Consider the following 17,695-nt stretch of genomic DNA (forward strand, 5'->3'; position numbering starts at 1 on the left):
GCGGGGTCGTGCCGAATGCTTCCGTAGACTGACGGGTTATGAGCCGGGGGGTTTCTCCCGGAATCGCGAACCGGGGTTCCCGGGGGCATCACGTGATGGAGGAAACGATGGGTGTGCTCGACCGGATCAGCTCGCCGGCCGATCTGCGGTCACTGTCGGAAGCGGAGATGGAGACTCTCGCCTCCGAGATCCGGACGTTCTTGATCGAGAAGGTGGCGGCGACCGGCGGTCATCTCGGCCCCAATCTCGGCGTGGTCGAACTGACCCTCGGAATCCACCGGGTCTTCGACTCGCCGCACGATCCGATCCTCTTCGACACCGGCCACCAGTGCTACGTCCACAAGATCGTGACCGGCCGCAAAGACGGCTTCGATCATCTGCGCCAGCGCGGCGGTCTGACCGGCTACCAGGAGCGCGCCGAATCCGAGCACGACTGGGTCGAGTCCTCCCACGCCTCGGCCGCGCTGTCCTACGCCGACGGCCTGGCCAAGTCCTTCGAGCTGACCGGACAGAACGACCGCACCGTGGTCGCGGTGGTCGGCGACGGCGCGCTCACCGGCGGCATGTGCTGGGAGGCGATCAACAACATCGCCGCCTGCAACCGTCCCGTGGTGATCGTCGTCAACGACAACGGCCGGTCCTACGCCCCGACCATCGGCGGTCTCGCGAGCCACCTGTCGGGTTTGCGCCTGCAGCCCGGCTACGAGAAGTTCCTCGACGAGAGCCGCCGCGTCGTCAAGCAGATGCCCGTGGTCGGCGAACCCGCCTACGCGGTCCTCCACGGCATGAAGAGCGGTCTCAAGGACCTGCTCGCACCCCAGGCGATGTTCACCGACCTCGGTCTCAAGTACGTCGGCCCCGTCGACGGACACGACATCAACGCCGTCGAGTCGGCACTGCGGCACGCCCACGACTTCGGCGGACCGGTCATCGTGCACACCGTCACCCGAAAGGGCATGGGCTACGCCCACGCCGAGAACCACGTCGCCGACCAGATGCACGCCACCGGCATCATCGACCCCGTCACCGGGCGACCCACCAGCGTCGCACCGCAGGACTGGACCAAGGTCTTCTCGGCCGCGCTGCTCGACGCCGGCGCCAACCGCCCCGACGTCGTAGCGATCACCGCGGCCATGCCCGGCCCCACCGGCCTGACGCCGTTCGGCGAGCGCTACCCGGACCGCATGTTCGACGTCGGTATCGCCGAACAGCATGCGATGACCTCGGCGGCCGGCCTGGCTCTCGGCGGCCTGCATCCGGTCGTCGCCATCTACTCGACCTTCCTCAACCGCGCCTTCGACCAGCTCCTGATGGACGTCGCGCTGCTGAAGCAGCCGGTCACCCTCGTCCTCGACCGGTCGGGCATCACGGGGCCCGACGGCCCGAGCCACCACGGCATGTGGGATCTCTCGCTCATGGCGATGGTCCCCGGTCTGCAGGTCGCCGCGCCTCGGGACGCGGTCCGGCTGCGCGAGGAGTTCGACGAGGCGCTCGGCACCGACGACGGCCCGACCGCCCTCCGCTTCTCCAAAGGTGCTGTCCCCGAAGACATCCGCGCGGTCGAACGTCTCGACGACGGGGTCGACGTGCTTCACCGCAGCGATCGCGATCTCGGCCCGGCCTCCGGTGACGTGCTCATCGTGGCGGTCGGTGCCTTCTGCAGCCTCGCCGTCGACACCGCCGAACGTCTCGGGCAGCAGGGCATCGAGGCCACGGTCATCGACCCGCGCTGGGTGCTGCCCGTGCCGACCTCGGTGGTCGAGGTCGCCCGTCGTCACCGCCTGGTCGTCACCCTCGAGGACGGCTGCGTCAGCGGCGGAGTGGGATCGGCTGTCGCGGGAGCACTCTCGGCGGCCGAGGTGACTGTTCCGGTGCAGATCAAGGGAATCCCGCAGGCGTTCATCGAACATGCCTCGCGCGGGGAGATCCTCGGCGACCTCGGTCTGACCGCCCAGGATCTCGCGCGCTCGATCACCGCGACGGTGTCGGGCATGCAGGCCGGTCCGGCGCTGGAGCGCCAGATCGAGAGCCCCGCGGATCCCGCACAGAGTCGCGCCGAGGACTGATGCCTCAGGTCGGCGCCGGAGGTCGGCGCCGACCTGTGACCATCGATCTCAGCGCAGGGTGGCCAGATTCGAGATCGACTTGTGCACATCGGATTCCAGCACCCTGGCGACGAGACGCCCGACGGGTCCGTTGAGCAGACCGCCGGACACGTCGGCGGACAGGTCGAAGTGCGAGCCGTCGACGATCTCGTCGACCTTCATCGCGAGGTCGATGTCGATCCCGCCGCGGCCCGTGCCGGACAGTGCGATCAACCGTGGTTCGTCGTACTGGATGACGGTCCAGTGGATGACGTTGCGGAACCCCTTCACCTTGATCAGCGACGAGACCTTCGTCCCCTCGGTGATCGAGTCGGGGACCGGGGACTTCCACCCGCCGAAGATGGTCATCCACTCGTCGAAGCGCGAGAGGTTGCCGGCGAGTGCCCAGGCTGCGCCCGGGTCGAGGTCAGAGTCGATGCCGACGGAGACTGTGGCCACTGAGTGCTCCCATTCCGTGAGGTCGTGCCTGTTGCGAGGTCGTGCCTGTCGGAGGGTCTCTTACCCAACTCGGAGCGGGGCTACTCCGACGATGTGGTCTCGGTCGTCCCGGCCTCGCGCAACGCCTCGGTCAACGCTTCCACGCTGAGCTGCCGCTGCCACGGACGAGCTCCGGCGGCGGTGAGGTGTGCGTCCATCGCCTCGGTGGTGACGGGCTCGGCCAGTCCGTCCCAGCACAGCTGGCGGACGACGTCCGGGGCGAGGATGTTCTCCACCGGGAGGGTGTGGTGCTCGGCGACCTCTTTGAGCGCCGGGCGGACCTTCTGCATCCGCGCCGCGGCCTCCGGGTTGCGCTGTTCCCAGCGGCTCACCGGGGGAAGCCCGGGGCCGGTGGTCTTGCGGGCCGGCAACTCGCTGTCGGGGAGTTCGCGGGCCCGTTGCAGGGCGCTGAGCCAGATCCCGGCCTGGCGACGCTGGCGGGGGCCACCGAAGACCGGCAGGCGGGTCAGTTCGCTGTTCGATTTCGGGTCGACGGTCGCGGCGTTGACGATCGCGGTGTCGGGCAGGACGCGGCCCGGAGCGACGTCCCGGCGCTCCGCCAATTCTTCGCGCGCCGTCCACAATTCGCGGACCGCCGCGAGTGCACGAGCCGACTTCACGGTGTGGATGTTGGAGGTCTTGCGCCAGCGGTCGGTGCGCGGGGGGGCCGGCGGGCGGGACAGCACGTAGGCGAACTCCTCGCGGGCCCAGCCGTCCTTGCCGGACTCGGCCAGTGCCGCGTCCATCGCGTCCCGGAGTTCGACGAGCACCTCGACGTCGAGGGCGGCGTAGTTCAGCCAGTCGTCGGGGAGCGGTCGTCGTGACCAGTCCGCCGCGCCGTGACCCTTGAGCAGGCCGAGCCCGAGGAACTGGGCGACCATCGCGGCGAGGTTCACCTTGGCGAGGCCGAGCAGGCGCCCGGCGAGCTCGGTGTCGTACAGCTCGACGCATTCGAAGCCGAGCTCGCGTAGGCAGGGGAGATCCTGATCGGCGGCGTGCAGCACCCACTCGGGCCCGCGTAGCGCGTCGATCACCGGGGCGAGTGCCTCGGGATCGGCGATCGGGTCGAGCAGGAAGCTGCCCGAGCCGCGTCGTTTGATCTGGATCAGGTAGGCGCGCTGGGAGTAGCGGTAACCGGAGGCGCGTTCGGTGTCGACGGCGATGGGTCCCTCGCCCGCGGCGAGTGCTCGCGCGGCGTCGGCGAACTCCGCCGCGGTCGAGAGCACCGGCGGGACACCGCCGGCGGGGGCGAGCAACGGCTCGACCTCGGGGGCTTCGTCCCCTGGGGGGGTGTTCTCGGCTGCTCGGTTCTCGGGTGGTGTGTCCACAGTGCTCACGTCGCGCCGAGTTGGGTCACGCCCGTCGGCGGGAGGCCGGCAGCCGACGACAGAACCTCGCAGAACGCCTCGAGGTGTCCGTTGAGACCCTCGGCGGTCAGCGCGGTCCACGACGCCCGGACCTCGAGCTGGTGGGCGCGCGGCGGTCCGGCGATGTCGCCGTAGCGCACCGACGTCGTCGACGTCACGGTGCCGCCGAGGGCGGTCACCTCGATGCGGTGTGCGGTGCCGTTGGGGGAGGCGGGGGTGCTGCTCTCGCCGACCGGCACGCCGAGGGCGTCGGACAGCCAGCTCCAGGCGACCTCGGGCAGCAGCGGGTCCATCGCCAGGGCGGCCTCGACCTCTGCCTGCAGGTAGGCGACGAGGCGGATCGTCCCGTTCCAGGCGTCCTGGCCGGCCGGGTCGTACAACAGGATCAGCCGTCCGAAGGCGGTGCCCTGAGAATCGGTGGGGACGACGTCGGGGTCGTCCGGCGGGCGCACCTCGGCGCCGACCGCATAGCTGTACGGCGCCAGCCGCTGCGGCGGGCGGATGGGGCCGACCTCGATCTCACGGCGGACGCGGGCAGCATGCAGCGACTCCACCGCCGCGCGGAAATCAGCAGGCTCGTCCGGAGCTCCCGAGGAAGTCACCGTTCGACCGTAGGTGTGTCGTGCCTGGCAGCGGCGGAGGCGCGCCGAGTCACCGGCCCCAGAAATGGGGACGCGGACCGGGAAGGGTGGCGCGAGGCGACCCGGGGCGGGTCAGATCGCCGAACATGGCAGAGTAAGCGGTGATGTCGAACGTAACTGGTACCCGGGTCCATCGGTCGCACCTGCCGCTCGTCGCCGCGGCCACGGGTGGGACCCCGTCACGCCGTCCGGTGTGGTTCATGCGGCAGGCGGGCCGATCGCTGCCCGAGTACCGCGCCATCCGCGCGAACCACGGCATGCTCGAATCCTGCTTCGACGCCGAGCTGGTCTGCGAGATCACCATGCAGCCGGTGCGTCGTCATGACGTCGACGCCGCGATCCTGTTCTCCGACATCGTCGTCCCGCTCAAGGCCGCGGGCATCGACCTCGACATCGTCGCGGGCACCGGTCCGGTGATCGCCGAACCTGTGCGGTCGGCGGACGCCGTCTCCCGCATCCCGCGCCTGGAACCCGCCTCGGTCGGCGCGATCTCCCGCGCCATCGAACTGTTGCTCGCCGAACTCGGCGACACCGCGCTGATCGGTTTCGCGGGTGCACCGTTCACCCTCGCGTCGTACCTGATCGAGGGCGGACCGAGCCGCAACTACGAGCGCACCAAGGCGATGATGCACGGCGACCCGGAGACCTGGGCCGAGCTGATGGCCCGCCTCGCCGACATCACCATCGTCTTCCTGCAGGTCCAGCTCGAGGCCGGCGTCGACGCCATCCAGCTCTTCGACTCCTGGGCGGGCATGCTGTCGGCAGCCGACTACCAGCGTTTCGTGGCACCGCACAGCGCCCGCGTCCTCGCCGAGGTCGCCGGATACGGCGTTCCGCGCATCCACTTCGGTGTCGGGACGGGTGAACTGCTCGCGCCCATGGCCCATGTCGGGGCCGACGTCATCGGCGTCGACTGGCGGGTGCCGCTCGACGAGGCCGTCCGTCGCGTGGGCCCCGGCAAGGCCGTCCAGGGCAACCTCGACCCGACGATGCTCTTCGCGGGACCGGAGGTCGTCGACAGCGAGGTGCGTCGTGTGGTCGCCGACGGTGACCGGGCGCTCGCGGCCGGCGCGATCGGCCACATCTTCAACCTCGGACACGGCGTGCTGCCGGGCACCGACCCGGACGTCCTCACCCGCGTCGTCGAACTGATCCACAGCCTCTGATGGCTGCCCGGCGCCGGATCGCGGTCGTCGGCGGAGGTGTCTCCGGCCTGACGGCGGCGTACCGGCTGCGTCGCGAACTCGGCGCCGACGCGCAGATCGACGTCCTCGAGGCGAGCGAGCGGCTCGGCGGCATCCTGCACACCACGACGGTCGGTGGCCAGTCGGTCGACGTCGGGGCCGAGGCGTTCATCGTCCGACGACCCGAAGCGCTCGGCCTGGTCCACGAACTCGGTCTGGGGGACCGGGTCGTGTCACCGACCGGCCGGCGTCCGTCGGTGTGGTCCGGCGGCCGCCTGCACCCACTGCCGGCCCCGGCGCTCATGGGAATCCCCGCGACCCCCGAGGCGGTCGCCGATCTCGCCGACCCCGCCGACCTGGAACTCCTCCGCACCGAGCCGCATCGTCCCTGGAGTTGGGACGCGTCCGCGGACCCGACGGTCGGGGACCTCGTCGCCGACCGTTTCGGTCCGTCCGTGGTCGCCCGCAGCGTCGATCCCATGCTGGGCGGCGTCTACTCGAGCCTCGCCGCCGACATCGGTCTGCGTGAGGCGCTCCCGGCCCTCGTGGCGCGTCTCGACGGTGGTGCGCCCAACCTGACCGCGGCCGTTTCCGGCCTCGTCGCCGACGCCACCGGTTCGGGTCCCGTGTTCGGCACTCTTGTGGGTGGCTACCGGATCCTGCTCGACGCGCTCCGGTCCGCCGCGGCCGTCGAACCCGAACTCTGCTCGTACGTCCGCGGCCTGGAGCCGACCGCCACCGGCTGGACGCTCGATGTCGCCGGCGGTGCCCGCGAGGACATCCGGGACTACGACGGTGTCATCCTCGCGATCCCCGCGTGGCAGGCCGGGCATCTCCTGCGCGGTTCGCTACCCGACTTCGCCGCCCCGCTACGTGCGGTCCGGGGTGCGTCGTCGGTCGTGGTGTCGATCGCGCTGGCCCCTGGGACGCCGGTACCCGATCACTCCGGCGTTCTCGTCGGGACCGGGGACAGTCTGCGCGCAAAGGCGTTCACGCTCAGCTCACAGAAGTGGGGACACCTGTCGCACGACGACGCGCCGGTGTCGGTGCGGGCGTCGTTCGGCCGGTTCGGCGCCCCGGTACCGAGCGTCGACGAAGAACCCGGTGTCGACGACCGGCTGCGGACCGAGGCCCTCGAGGATCTCGACGAGGTGTGCCGGGCCGCCGGCGTGGCACCCGCATCGCCGAACGTCGTCGACACCTACGTGCAGCGTTGGACCAACGGCCTGCCCGTCTACGGTCCCGGACACCTGGCCACGATGGCGCAGGTCGCCGCGTCCCGTCCGCGTCGGCTCGCGCTCGCCGGGTCGTCGTATGCGGGGGTCGGTGTCCCGGCCTGCATCGGCCAGGCCGGACGCGCCGTGTCGGCTCTGCTGACCGACCTGACCTGACTGTTCGTCCCGCCGGACACGGTGGCACCATGTCAGTCATGGCCCGCTTGGATTATGCAGAACTCAATTCCACGATCCGCTACCTGATGTTCTCGGTGTTCGCCGTTCGCCCCGGCGAGCTCGGCACCGACCGGGACCAGGCCAAGTCGGATGCCGCCGACTTCTTCAAGTCCCTCGAGGACACCGGCGTCGTGGTCCGCGGCGTGTACGACGTGTCGGGTCTCCGCGCCGACGCCGACTTCATGATCTGGTGGCATGCCGCCGGCGTCGAGTCCATCCAGGCCGCCTACGCGAAGTTCCGGCGCGAGACCGTCCTCGGCCGTGCCTGCAACCCGGTGTGGAGCAACGTGGCGCTGCACCGTCCCGCGGAGTTCAACAAGAGCCACATCCCGGCCTTCCTCGCCGGTGAGGAAGCGGGCAACTACATCTGCGTGTACCCGTTCGTGCGATCCTACGAGTGGTACCTGCTGCCCGACGAGGAGCGTCGCAAGATGCTCGCCGACCACGGCAAGGCCGCCCGCGAGTACAAGGACGTCCGCGCCAACACGGTGTCGTCGTTCGCCCTCGGCGACTACGAGTGGCTGCTGGCCTTCGAGGCACCGGAACTGCATCGCATCGTCGATCTGATGCGTGACCTGCGCGCCACCGAGGCCCGTATGCATGTTCGGGAGGAGACGCCGTTCTTCACCGGGCCGCGCGTCGAGGTCTCGGCGCTCATCGACGCCCTGCCCTGACCGAGAGACCTCCAGCAGGGGCACCCGCGATCACCGCGGGTGCCCCTGCTTTTTGTGGGGAGTGACCTGTGTCGCCCGGTTAGATGAAAAGCGGACAAAACTCCTGCGGATCAGATCACGGTGAGCGAAAGGTGAATGGAGCCTCAAGAAGAGGTAACGAATTGCTCTCGATCTGGAGGAAGCACATGGTCCGAATCGCTCCCGCGGCCCGGGTTGTCGCCGGCCTGATGTTCTCGGCGGCGCTCGCCGGTGGCGTCGCAACCGCGAATGCCGAACCGTGCAAGATGAATCTCGCCAACGGTCAGCACGCTCCCTGCGCGCCTGAAGTCATCTCGCATGTACCCGGCGACCCGGGCGGCGGCAACGACCCGGCATCCGATCCGGCGTCGTTCGAGCATGTGCTGGTGGAGCCGGCTTGGCCCATTGTCGAGGAGTCGACCGAACCCGAGCGGTCGCCCGCGGTGTGATGGCCCAGTTGCCTACCGTTGAAGGGGGCACCCGCGGACACCGCGGGTGCCCCCTTTTTCTGGGTGGAGTTTCCCGATTCTTCTTGAATATGGCTGTGGCACAAGCGACTTGGTCGACCGACCCAGGTCGCCGCAAAGGGTGAAAAACGGACAAAACGCCATAAGTTCTGTTATGACGGGAGTGTGAGCTTCGTCTCACGAGGGACACAGCACCGTTTTACCCGACGTGAAGGAACCCCCATGACCCATCTCGTCCCCGCGGTCCGCATCATCGCAGCACTGATGTTCTCGGCTGCACTGGCCGGCGGCGTCGCGACCGCGAACGCTCCGATCCTGGCTCGTTCGAACACACGCCGCTGGACCGGATCTCGCCTGTCGCGGCTCCGCCCGTAGAGGAGCCGGTCGACGACCACCAGATCGACATCCCGCAGCCCGAGGAGAAGGACCCGGACAAGGAGAAGGAAGAGAAGGCGCAGAAGGAGAAGGAAGAGCGGGAGGCCAAGGAAAAGGAAGAGCGGGAGGCGAAGGAAAAGGAGCAGAAGGAGAAGGAGCAGAACGGCTAGTCCTGCTCCCTCCGAACCTGCTGTGCTACAGCGCTACTCGGCCGGCTCGAGTTTCAGGCTGATCGAGTTGATGCAGTAGCGCAGGTCGGTGGGGGTGTCGTAGCCCTCGCCGGCGAACACATGCCCCAGGTGACTCTTGCAGTTCGCGCAGAGCACCTCGACCCGCTTCATGCCGAGCGAGTTGTCCTCGACCTCGATGATCTTGTCGCCGGCGAGGGGTGAGAAGAACGACGGCCAGCCGCAGTGGGATTCGAATTTCTGCTCGCTGCGGAACAACTCCGTGTCGCACGCCCGGCAGCGGTAGACGCCGACCGTCTTGGTATCGGTGTACTCACCGGTGAAGGGTGCTTCGGTGCCGGCCTGGCGCAGGACACGGTACTCGGCCGGGGTCAGGCGCTGCTTCCACTCCTCGTCGGTGAGTGTCGCGAGGTTCTCGGTCTCGGGCATGCTGTCGGTCATGGGTTCCACGTTAGCGCGGCATGCACCTCGGTAGCGCGGCGCGCGGCGGCGCTACTTCGAGAGCGACAGCGAGTCGTCGGACTTCGCCGTCGGCGCCGGGGGAGCGTCGGTCTCCGACCGCATCACCACGTCCTCACCGGCGACGCCGTCGGCGCCGGGGGAGCGTCGGTCTCCGACCGCATCACCACGTCCTCACCGGCGACGCCGTCGGATCGCATGTCGAGCCAGCGGAACAGCAGCGAGCAGAACACCGCGATCATGAGCAGCGACCATCCCCAGGTCACCTTGTTGTACTCGACCATCCAGCCGAAGGCCGTCCACCGCTGCGAGTAGAAGCTGTCGAACGTCATGCAGCCGTACACGCCGAGCCAGGCAGGCCAGTTCCGCATCGCCGACCCCGGAAGCAACACCGTCATCAGCAGCGGGAACAGCAGCATCGAGTAGTAGCCCTGGCCGAGCGAACCCACCAGGAACGCGGTGCCCAGCAGCACGCCCGACGATGTCGCGAGCCACAGCAGCTCGTTGGTCTTGCGGTAGTAACGGTAGAGGAACCACAGGGAGAACGCGGCCATCACCACGAAGGCGGCGCGCAACAGCAGCACCAGCCACGGCGAGACCCCGAAGTAGGCGCCGTTGCCGGCGATCGAGCTGTTGTAGTAGTCGCGGGCCTCGCCGAGGTAGGGAACAGTCCGGCTGATGAATGCGTCGGCGTCGACCGAGAGCGGCCAGGCGACCGCGGTCAGCACGAGGGGGACCACGACGGCGAAGACGAACACCCGCCACTGCCGGTTGAGCAGGGGGAGAAGCATCAGTGGAGCCAGAATCGGTTTCACCGCGATCGTCAGGCCCATCGGGACACCGGCCCACCAGTCGTGCCGTGAGCGCATCAGCATGAGGAATGCGATCATGCCGAGAAGGACGAACGAGTTGAAGTTCGTGAAGATCAGGGTGTGCGAGACGGTTTCGGTGAAGAAGAACACGAACAGGACCGTCGGCATCACCCAGGAGTTCAGGGCGTACCCGAACATCCGGGTCAACAGGTAGGCGGAGATCAGCAGTGCCACCACGCTGACCGCGATGAACGCCCAGCGGGCACGTTCGTAGTCGATGATCGCCACCGGCGCCATCAGCAGGGTGCCCGACGGCGGGTACAGGTAGTGCGGGTCGACGGTGGCGTAGTTCTCGCCGTAGACCGGCAGGTTGTTCAGGAAGTTGTAGGCGGCGGCGTACACCGGCTTGAAGTCGTCGGTGCGGTCGCCGTTGACACCCAGGAACACCGAGCGGTGCACGACCATGAACAGGCTGATCGGCCACAGGATCATCGGGATGATCCGCTGCGCACTCATCTGGGGATAGAGATACCTGTCGAGATTCGCCACCCGCGCACCGTACTACGGGTGGCCTCCGGCTCTCCGCAGAACCCTCCGGGCCAGCACCGATCCGCCTCGGGTCAGGTGGGGCAACCGCGCTGGGTGGGTCCTCCGAGAGGGGTCTTCTTCACGTATTCGACCGCCACCTGGGCAGCACAGACGCTGCGACCCAGGACCGAGAAGCCCAGTCCGTCCCAGCTGACGGTGACGGGCTCGGCCCCGGCGTTCATGAACAGCGGGACGAGTGTGTTCGCGCCGTTGCCGCCGTTCACCGGGTCCCGTGTGCCGTTGAGGACCAGCGGGTCGGCGGGCAGTGACGACGGGGGACGGACGGCGGTGCCCGACGCCCAGCCGTTGCAGCGGACCAGCGACAGCGCGCTGTCGGAGCCGGTCAGCGGACTCTGCTTGGTCCAGGCCTCGACGAGGCCGGGGATCTCGTTCTGACCCACCGGGCCGGTGACGTCGTTGCAGCGCGAGACCAGGGCGCCGTCGGTCGTCCGTAGGGCTGCGGCCCGGTCGGCCAGCCGGACCAGCTCACCGGTGTCGCCGCGGTCGGCGGCGGTGATGGCTCGGGACAGGTCGAGCAGTGCCTCGGGGCGATCCGAGGCGACGGCGAGCGTGGTGGTGATGGCGTTGAGAGCGGTGGTGTCCGACAGTCCGTCCAGGCGTCCGGCGCGCGCCTTGGTGAGCAGACCGGTCATCACCCGCACTCCGTTGGTGCCGAGCGTGCAACCGTCCAGCGTCGAGCATCGCTGCGCGAATCCCTGCAGCGCGGTCTGCACACCCTGGGCGCGCAGGAGCGCGCGATCGCGGGCGTTCGCGCCGAAGGGCGTCGGGGTGTCGAGGATGATGCGTCCCGCGCGGCCGCCGTAGAGGGAGGAGTACGCGAGGACGACGTCGGAGCCCTCACCGACGCCGATGAGACCCAGGTGCTCGACGCCCCACCGCTGCCGGAGTGTCTCGAGGTCGGCCGCGGCGAACTGTGCGCCGAAGTTGAGTTGGTAGGGCGTCAGTGTCTCGGTACAGCCGTCCGAGGCCGACGACGCGGCCGCGGCGAGCCGCGAGATGCGTGCCTGGGTGGTGGTCCCGCGCGTGGTGAGCCCGTTGTCGGCGATCGTGCTCCGCTCGAGCCGGGTCATGCAGTCGAGGTCCCCGCTCTGGGGGATGCCGCGATGGTCGACGGCCACCACGGGGTGGGCGTCGACGAAGGCCCGGCCCGGACCGGACGACATCACCATCAGCGTCCGCGACGACGGGAGATCCGATCCCGAGGTGAGGACGAGCGGCGGCGCGTCGGCGGGCGTCGCCGCGGTGCGGGCCCGGGTCGCCGCGATCCGCACGACCTCACCGTCGGGCTTGTTCCGGTCGACAGGGGAGTCGAACTCCGCGCATTCGATGGTCACCCCGGCCGGACGGGCGACCCCGTAGCGTCCGGCCGTCCCTGCCGCACAGTCCGACCACTCGAGGTCGGACTTCGGTACGGCGAGCGCCGGCGCCGGGGGCGGTGCGGACGACGAGGGTGCGGGACCCTGACCGCCGCCGCCACCGGGGATGAGTTCGGGGCCCCGGTCGGGGCCCACGGCGCACGACGACACGAGGATCGCGACGATCACACCCAGGACTGCCGTGACGGCGTGCGCTCTTCGCATGTCCGCGAGCGTAGTCAACGACGCCGGGCGACGGTCGTGCAGTGATCCGTTCGGTCAGTGGATGGACGACCGGCCGTGACGCAGCCAGCGCGTGAAGACGTAACCGTCGTCGTCGGTGATGATCGCGGCCGGTGACATCCCCTTGAGGGTGGCGGTGTCCTCCCCGTCCTCGGTGCGGGTGACGATGCGTCCCGCGCGCCCGCCGGCCAGATGGGGGCTGGTCGTCAGGCACAGTTCGTCGAGCAGGTCGTCGGCGATGATCGAACCGAGCAGGCTCGGGCCGCCCTCGCAGAGCACCCGCGGCCGGCCCCGCTTCCCGCACGTCTCGATCAGTGTCGACGTCTCGACGTCGTCCTCGCCGCAGTCGATCAGGGTGGCACCGGCGTCGACGAGCGCGGCGCGACGATCCGCGGGGGCCGACGCGCAGGTGAGTACGACGGTGTCGGGGTGACTCAGCGGCGGGTAATCCGGCGGGATCGAGAGCGACCGCGACACCAGGGCGAGCGCGGGCGCGGGTGTCTGTCCGTTCTCCTCCCGGAGGTCCGCGAACGCCTCGTCGGGTTGCGGTTGGCGGTATCCCTCGGTGGTCGCCGTCCCGGCGCCGACGAGGATGACGTCGGCGAGTCCGCGCAAGACCCGGAAGACGGTCTTGTCTCCGTCGCCGCCGAGGCCGCCCGACTTCCCGTCGTGGGTGGCGGCGCCGTCGATCGAGGCCACCATGTTGGCCCGCACGAAGGGGGCCGCGGCGCCGGGCCCCTCCGACGGCCGTGGTGGATAGCGGTAGTGCTCGGCCAGCCGGAGCAGAATGTCGTTCCCCGTCTGATCGGACTCCGCGGATGTGACCTGGGTCGCTTTCTGCAGGTGGAACATGCATCCATCATTCCGCGGATGGCTACTCTCCACACATGGCGGCCCGACTTTGCGATCGCAACCCTGCGACCTCGCCGGACGCACTCATCGACGAGATGGTGCCTCCGTCGACCTTCGACGAGGTGAGTTTCGACTCCTACATTCCCGATCCGAAGGAGCCCTCGCAGGCCCAGGCGGTCGCGAAAGCGCGCGACTTCGTCGCGCGGGCGTCGAAGGCGCGCTCGGGGAAGAAGGGGCTCTTCTCGCGCAAGGCCCCCGCGCAGGGCATCGGGCTGTACCTCGACGGCGGGTTCGGCGTCGGCAAGACCCACCTCCTCGCCTCGATCTACCACTCCATGCCCGAGCCGAAGTCGTTCGCGACCTTCGTCGAGGTCACCCACGTGGTGGGTGCGCTCGGCTTCGTGAACGCGGTGGAACGGCTGTCGAAGCACACGGTGCTCTGCATCGACGAGTTCGAACTCGACGATCCCGGTGACACGATGCTGGTGTCCCGACTGCTCACCGAGCTCACCGCCAAGGGTGTGTCGGTGGTCGCCACCTCGAACACCCTGCCCGGCCAGCTCGGCGAGGGCCGCTTCGCAGCGCAGGACTTCCTGCGCGAGATCCGCAAGCTCTCGGCGGTGTTCGAGACCATCCGCGTCGACGGCCCCGACTATCGTCACCGCGACCTGCCGCCGGCCCCGGACCCACGCACGGAGTCCGAGCTGGCCGACATCGCCGACTCCACCGAGGGCGCGACCCTCGACGAATTCGATGCACTGTGCGATCACCTGAGCACGCTGCATCCGTCCAAGTACAAGGACCTCGTCGACGGCGTCTCGCTGGTCTGCATCAACGGTGTCCACCCTGCGAAGGACCAGTCGGTGGCCCTGCGGCTCGTGGTGCTCGCCGACCGCCTCTACGACGCGCACATCCCGGTGACGGTGTCCGGCGCCAAGCTCGACGAGATCTTCACCGACGAGATGCTCGCCGGTGGTTACCGCAAGAAGTATCTGCGCGCGACGTCGCGCCTGCTGGCCCTGTCGCGGTTCGCCGAATCTGCTGCCTGAGAGGTCTTACAGCTTCTGTGTGAACACGTAGTCGTGTTCGACGCTGCCCCCGAGGTCGAAGGTCCGCACCCCGGCGCGGGTGAAACCCGTTTTGGCGTAGAACTTCTGGGCCCGTTCGTTGAGCTGGTTCACCCCGAGCCAGACGACGACGCTCCCGCGGTCTCGGGCACGATCGAGCGCCGCTTCCATGAGCGCACGCGACGGGCTGAGACCGGGACGCGCATGATGGTCGGGGAGTACGTACATCTTCGACACCTCGCTCGCCGGCCGCTCCGGGACTATCTCGGCGACAACGGGATTCGACGGATCGCCGTGCAGCACCAGTCCATAGCCGATGACCGGGCCGTCATCGCCGTCCCGGACGACGAGCACGTCGGCGTCCGGGTCGGCGATGTAGCCGCGAAAGTTCTTCTCACCGAGATTGGTCGCGATGAACTGGGCGATGTCCTCGGCCGCGGCGTGCGGCGGGCACGCCAGGGGGAAGGTCGCGCCGGCGACCTCGGCCACCGACGCCGCCCGGTCGGGATCGGTGAGGAGTTCGACGGTCGCCGCGGGATGAGTCGGCGTCATGACCGCGAATCGGCCGACGACAGCGGACGATCCGGGTCCGCGGTCCAGGCGTTCATCGACCCGTCGTACACCGCGACATCGTCGCGACCGAGTGCCTTCAGCGCAAATGCCGCTGCGGTGGCGGCGATCCCGCCGCCGCAGTAGGTGACCGGGCGCACCGTCGGGTCGAGGGCATTGACCAGCAGCACCGACGATTCGGCGGTCGCCGTGACGACCTCGTCGGTCGACGCGATCCGCTCCGGGCGGCGGTGTGCGGTGAAAGTGGCTGCCGGATGGGTGGATTCACCGGTCTCGGTGGGGAGCCCCGCTGCCACCCAGGCGTTGTACCCGCCGTCGAGGACGACGACGTCGTCGAAGCCCTCGAGGCCGAACTGCCACCACAGTCGCGTCGCCCAGATGCCGTTGACCGTGTCGTAGACGACGACGGTCGAGTCGTTGCCGATCCCGGCCGCGCCGACCGCCGCGGCGAAGTTCTCCGACGACGCCGCTGCGAACGGGGCCTCGCCATTCGGATCGGACAACTCGGTGATCTGGTCGAGGAACACCGCACCGGGCAGGTGCCCCTGCAGGTAGGTGTCGCGGCCGGAGCGGACGTGCGCGCCGTCGGCGTCGAAGCTCAGGTGGACCGTCGCGTCGACGATGCGCAGACGTCCCTCGCCGAGGCGCTTCTGCAGTTCGTTCGGGGTGATGAGCGGTGCGGGGGTCATGCCTGACACGGTAGTCCCGCCGTGCCTGCGCCGGTTCTCAGGGATCGAGCGGTTCGGCCGTCATCGGTTCGGTGTGGAAGTCGGCGAGATCGACGTGGCGGGTCTTGGCCCAGTAGTCGACGATCCGCCACGGCAGCACCGCCACGACCCGACCGTCGGGGTTGCGGTACCAGTTGGTCATCGCGGGATGCGTCCACACCATCTGTGCGTGCGCGCGGTCGACGGCGTCGTTGTACTCGTCGGTGACGTCGCGTCGCACCTCGAGGGCACCGAGCCGGCGCTCGATCATGGCGCGGATGGCGTCGCAGACGTAGCGCACCTGGTACTCGAGGATGCTGATGAAGCTGCCCCCGTGTCCCAGTGCGGTGTTGGGGCCGGTGAGGATGAACAGGTTGGGGAAGTCCGGCGCAGTGATGCCGAGGTAGGCGTACGCGTCGTGATCGCCCCAGGCCTCGACCGTCGTCTTGCCGCTGCGACCGACGACGTCCATCGGGTACAGGTAGCGGTCGCTGTGGAAGCCGGTCGCGAACACGATGATGTCGAAGTCGTGTGCCCGGCCGGTGCTGTCGACGAGACCGGTCTCGGTGACGGAGTCCACGCCGTGCCCCACCAGCTCGACGTCGGGCTGCCGCAACATGCGAAACCAGCCGTTGTCCAACAGCATTCGTTTGCCGAAGGGCGGGTAGTCCGGCGTCGACAGCTCGACGAGATCGTCGCGGTCGCCGAGCTCGCTGCGCATGTACCGCAGGTAGAACTCGCGGTGACCGTGATTCACGGCGTTGATCGACGCGGTGGGTTCGGGCCATTCGGGGTCGACGTGCAGGGTGGAGTGGACCTTGTCGTTGAAGATCCAGGACAGCCGCGCGCGGTACCACTCCCGGTAGCCGGGCAGGTTGTTCATCAGCCAGTGCACGCTGTCGCCGACCGGCGCGAAGTAGTCGTCGTTGGGGGCGATCCACTGCGGCGACCGCTGAAAGATCGTCAGCGATCCGACCTTGTCGACGATGGCGGGGCCGATCTGCATCGCCGACGCACCGGAGCCGACGATGGCGACGCGTTTGCCGGCCAGGGCGCCGGGCTCGTCGAGTTCGGTGGGCCAGTGGGCGGAGTGGAACATCTTGCCGGTGAAGGTGTCCATGCCGGCGAGCGCGGGGAGCTTGGGCCGGTTGAGGATGCCGACCGCGCTGATCAGGATGCGTGAGGTGAGGGTGCTCTCGTTTCCGTCCCGGTCGCGGACCCGGACGACCCACTGCTGGGCGGCGGAGTCGTAGGCCGCGGAGAGGACCTCGGTGCCGAATCGGACGCGGTCGCGCACCGCGTGGCGGTCGGCGAAGGCCTGCAGATAGCCCTGGACCTCGTCGCGCTTGCCGAAGTGGGTGGACCAGTCGTGGTCGAACGACGAGATCGAGTACAGGTAGCTCGGGGTGTCGACGCCGGCGCCCGGGTACTGGTTCTCGTACCAGGAGCCGCCGACCTCGTCGTTCTTCTCCAGGACGGTGTGCTCGATGCCGGCGTCGGCGAGCTGGGTGGAGATCAGCATCCCGGCCACGCCGGCGCCGATGACCAGGGCGTTCATCGTTGAGCCGAGCTCGTCGGGCAGCGCTGGCAGGTGGGTGCCGCGCAGGTCGCCCCGCACGATCTCGCTCATCATCGGCGCGAACTCCGGTGCCACCGGTTCGCCGGCTGTGAAGGACATCAGTGCGGCGACGAGTTCCTCGTCGGCCGGCACGCGTGCCGGTGAGCCCTGCTCGTACCAGTCCTCGAGGGCGTCGACGACGGCGTCGCGGATCTCGGCCTGCACGTCCTCGGGCAGGCCGCCGGTCGAGTTGTCGTCCATGCCGCGGCTACGGGTCGGACGGTAGCGGTCGGCCAGCCAGCGGCGATCCCCGGTCATCTCCACCAGCACGGCGAGCAGCGTCGGGATGTTGCCCGCGTCGACCGCGGTCCGGATCTCCGAGGGGGCCGGACGCGTCGCCGGGCGGGTGGAAACTGAAGTCATAGCTGCAACTAACCACTGTTAGTCCCGTTTCGTCAACAGGAGGAAAGTCTCGATTTCTGATGCTTGACTGCCGCTATCTCGTATGGAACTGTG

Annotated in this window: 17 protein-coding genes; 7 read left to right on the top strand and 10 right to left on the bottom strand. The window is 68.9% G+C overall.

Features of this window, described 5'->3' with window-relative positions:
• Window positions 1-107: 107 nt before the first annotated feature.
• Window positions 108-2,066, top strand: coding sequence for a 1-deoxy-D-xylulose-5-phosphate synthase (dxs, locus tag C5O27_RS14030; RefSeq protein WP_127962964.1), 1,959 nt, complete (start codon window positions 108-110; stop codon window positions 2,064-2,066).
• A 48-nt stretch (window positions 2,067-2,114) separates the two neighbouring features.
• Here dxs and C5O27_RS14035 read toward each other — a convergent pair whose 3' ends face one another.
• From C5O27_RS14035 to C5O27_RS14045, 3 genes are all read right to left on the bottom strand, one after another.
• Window positions 2,115-2,543, bottom strand: coding sequence for a type II toxin-antitoxin system Rv0910 family toxin (locus C5O27_RS14035; protein WP_006357285.1), 429 nt, complete (start codon window positions 2,541-2,543; stop codon window positions 2,115-2,117).
• Between the two features lie 80 nt (window positions 2,544-2,623).
• Complete coding sequence (locus tag C5O27_RS14040) at window positions 2,624-3,910, bottom strand: HRDC domain-containing protein (RefSeq protein WP_127963850.1); 1,287 nt, start codon at window positions 3,908-3,910, stop codon at window positions 2,624-2,626.
• 5 nt (window positions 3,911-3,915) lie between these two features.
• The gene (locus C5O27_RS14045) at window positions 3,916-4,551 is read right to left on the bottom strand and encodes a DUF3000 domain-containing protein (protein ID WP_035751407.1); all 636 of its coding nucleotides are present in this window, start codon (window positions 4,549-4,551) and stop codon (window positions 3,916-3,918) included.
• Between the two features lie 143 nt (window positions 4,552-4,694).
• Between C5O27_RS14045 and hemE the strand changes: the two genes are divergently transcribed.
• The 5 genes from hemE (at window position 4,695) to C5O27_RS22995 (ending at window position 8,759) form a co-directional block, all read left to right on the top strand.
• Window positions 4,695-5,756, top strand: a complete 1,062-nt coding sequence (hemE, locus tag C5O27_RS14050; protein ID WP_081724786.1) for a uroporphyrinogen decarboxylase — start codon at window positions 4,695-4,697, stop codon at window positions 5,754-5,756.
• Complete coding sequence (locus C5O27_RS14055) at window positions 5,756-7,165, top strand: FAD-dependent oxidoreductase (RefSeq protein WP_127962965.1); 1,410 nt, start codon at window positions 5,756-5,758, stop codon at window positions 7,163-7,165. Before hemE ends, C5O27_RS14055 begins: the two co-directional genes overlap by 1 nt.
• 38 nt (window positions 7,166-7,203) lie before the next feature.
• On the top strand, window positions 7,204-7,899 hold the full coding sequence (gene hemQ / locus C5O27_RS14060; RefSeq protein ID WP_006357290.1) for a hydrogen peroxide-dependent heme synthase: 696 nt from the start codon (window positions 7,204-7,206) through the stop codon (window positions 7,897-7,899).
• A 185-nt stretch (window positions 7,900-8,084) separates the two neighbouring features.
• A complete protein-coding gene (locus C5O27_RS14065; protein WP_006357291.1) occupies window positions 8,085-8,366 on the top strand; it encodes a hypothetical protein in 282 nt (93 codons plus the stop codon).
• A 240-nt stretch (window positions 8,367-8,606) separates the two neighbouring features.
• On the top strand, window positions 8,607-8,759 hold the full coding sequence (locus C5O27_RS22995; RefSeq protein ID WP_244216512.1) for a hypothetical protein: 153 nt from the start codon (window positions 8,607-8,609) through the stop codon (window positions 8,757-8,759).
• 203 nt (window positions 8,760-8,962) lie between these two features.
• Here C5O27_RS22995 and msrB read toward each other — a convergent pair whose 3' ends face one another.
• The 4 genes from msrB to C5O27_RS14090 all read right to left on the bottom strand — a co-directional run bounded on the left by msrB (window position 8,963) and on the right by C5O27_RS14090 (window position 13,277).
• The gene (gene msrB / locus C5O27_RS14075) at window positions 8,963-9,388 is read right to left on the bottom strand and encodes a peptide-methionine (R)-S-oxide reductase MsrB (RefSeq protein WP_006357292.1); all 426 of its coding nucleotides are present in this window, start codon (window positions 9,386-9,388) and stop codon (window positions 8,963-8,965) included.
• Between the two features lie 122 nt (window positions 9,389-9,510).
• A complete protein-coding gene (locus C5O27_RS14080; RefSeq protein ID WP_127962966.1) occupies window positions 9,511-10,767 on the bottom strand; it encodes a glycosyltransferase family 87 protein in 1,257 nt (418 codons plus the stop codon).
• Between the two features lie 71 nt (window positions 10,768-10,838).
• Entirely contained in the window at window positions 10,839-12,407 is a 1,569-nt protein-coding gene (locus C5O27_RS14085; RefSeq protein ID WP_231380833.1) for an alpha/beta hydrolase, read from the bottom strand.
• 54 nt (window positions 12,408-12,461) lie between these two features.
• A complete protein-coding gene (locus C5O27_RS14090) occupies window positions 12,462-13,277 on the bottom strand; it encodes a dihydrofolate reductase family protein (RefSeq protein ID WP_035751411.1) in 816 nt (271 codons plus the stop codon).
• A gap of 35 nt (window positions 13,278-13,312) precedes the next feature.
• Here C5O27_RS14090 and zapE point away from each other — a divergent pair, with 35 nt between their 5' ends.
• Entirely contained in the window at window positions 13,313-14,326 is a 1,014-nt protein-coding gene (gene zapE / locus C5O27_RS14095) for a cell division protein ZapE (protein WP_006357296.1), read from the top strand.
• A 6-nt stretch (window positions 14,327-14,332) separates the two neighbouring features.
• Here zapE and C5O27_RS14100 read toward each other — a convergent pair whose 3' ends face one another.
• Genes C5O27_RS14100 through C5O27_RS14110 form a run of 3 tightly spaced genes read right to left on the bottom strand, consistent with a single transcriptional unit; the run spans window position 14,333 to window position 17,602 of the window.
• Window positions 14,333-14,896 (bottom strand): GNAT family N-acetyltransferase, encoded by a 564-nt coding sequence (locus tag C5O27_RS14100; protein WP_006357297.1) that lies wholly within the window; start codon window positions 14,894-14,896, stop codon window positions 14,333-14,335.
• Window positions 14,893-15,603, bottom strand: a complete 711-nt coding sequence (locus tag C5O27_RS14105; RefSeq protein WP_127962967.1) for a sulfurtransferase — start codon at window positions 15,601-15,603, stop codon at window positions 14,893-14,895. The genes C5O27_RS14100 and C5O27_RS14105 overlap by 4 nt, the downstream gene beginning before the upstream one ends.
• A 37-nt stretch (window positions 15,604-15,640) precedes the next feature.
• Window positions 15,641-17,602 carry a flavin-containing monooxygenase gene (locus tag C5O27_RS14110; RefSeq protein WP_035751412.1) on the bottom strand — a complete coding sequence of 654 codons (1,962 nt, stop codon included), beginning with the start codon at window positions 17,600-17,602 and terminating at the stop codon, window positions 15,641-15,643.
• Between the last annotated feature and the right edge of the window lie 93 nt (window positions 17,603-17,695).

This window comes from Gordonia alkanivorans (genome assembly GCF_004011905.1).
In the GTDB taxonomy this organism is placed as follows: Bacteria; Actinomycetota; Actinomycetes; order Mycobacteriales; family Mycobacteriaceae; genus Gordonia; species Gordonia alkanivorans.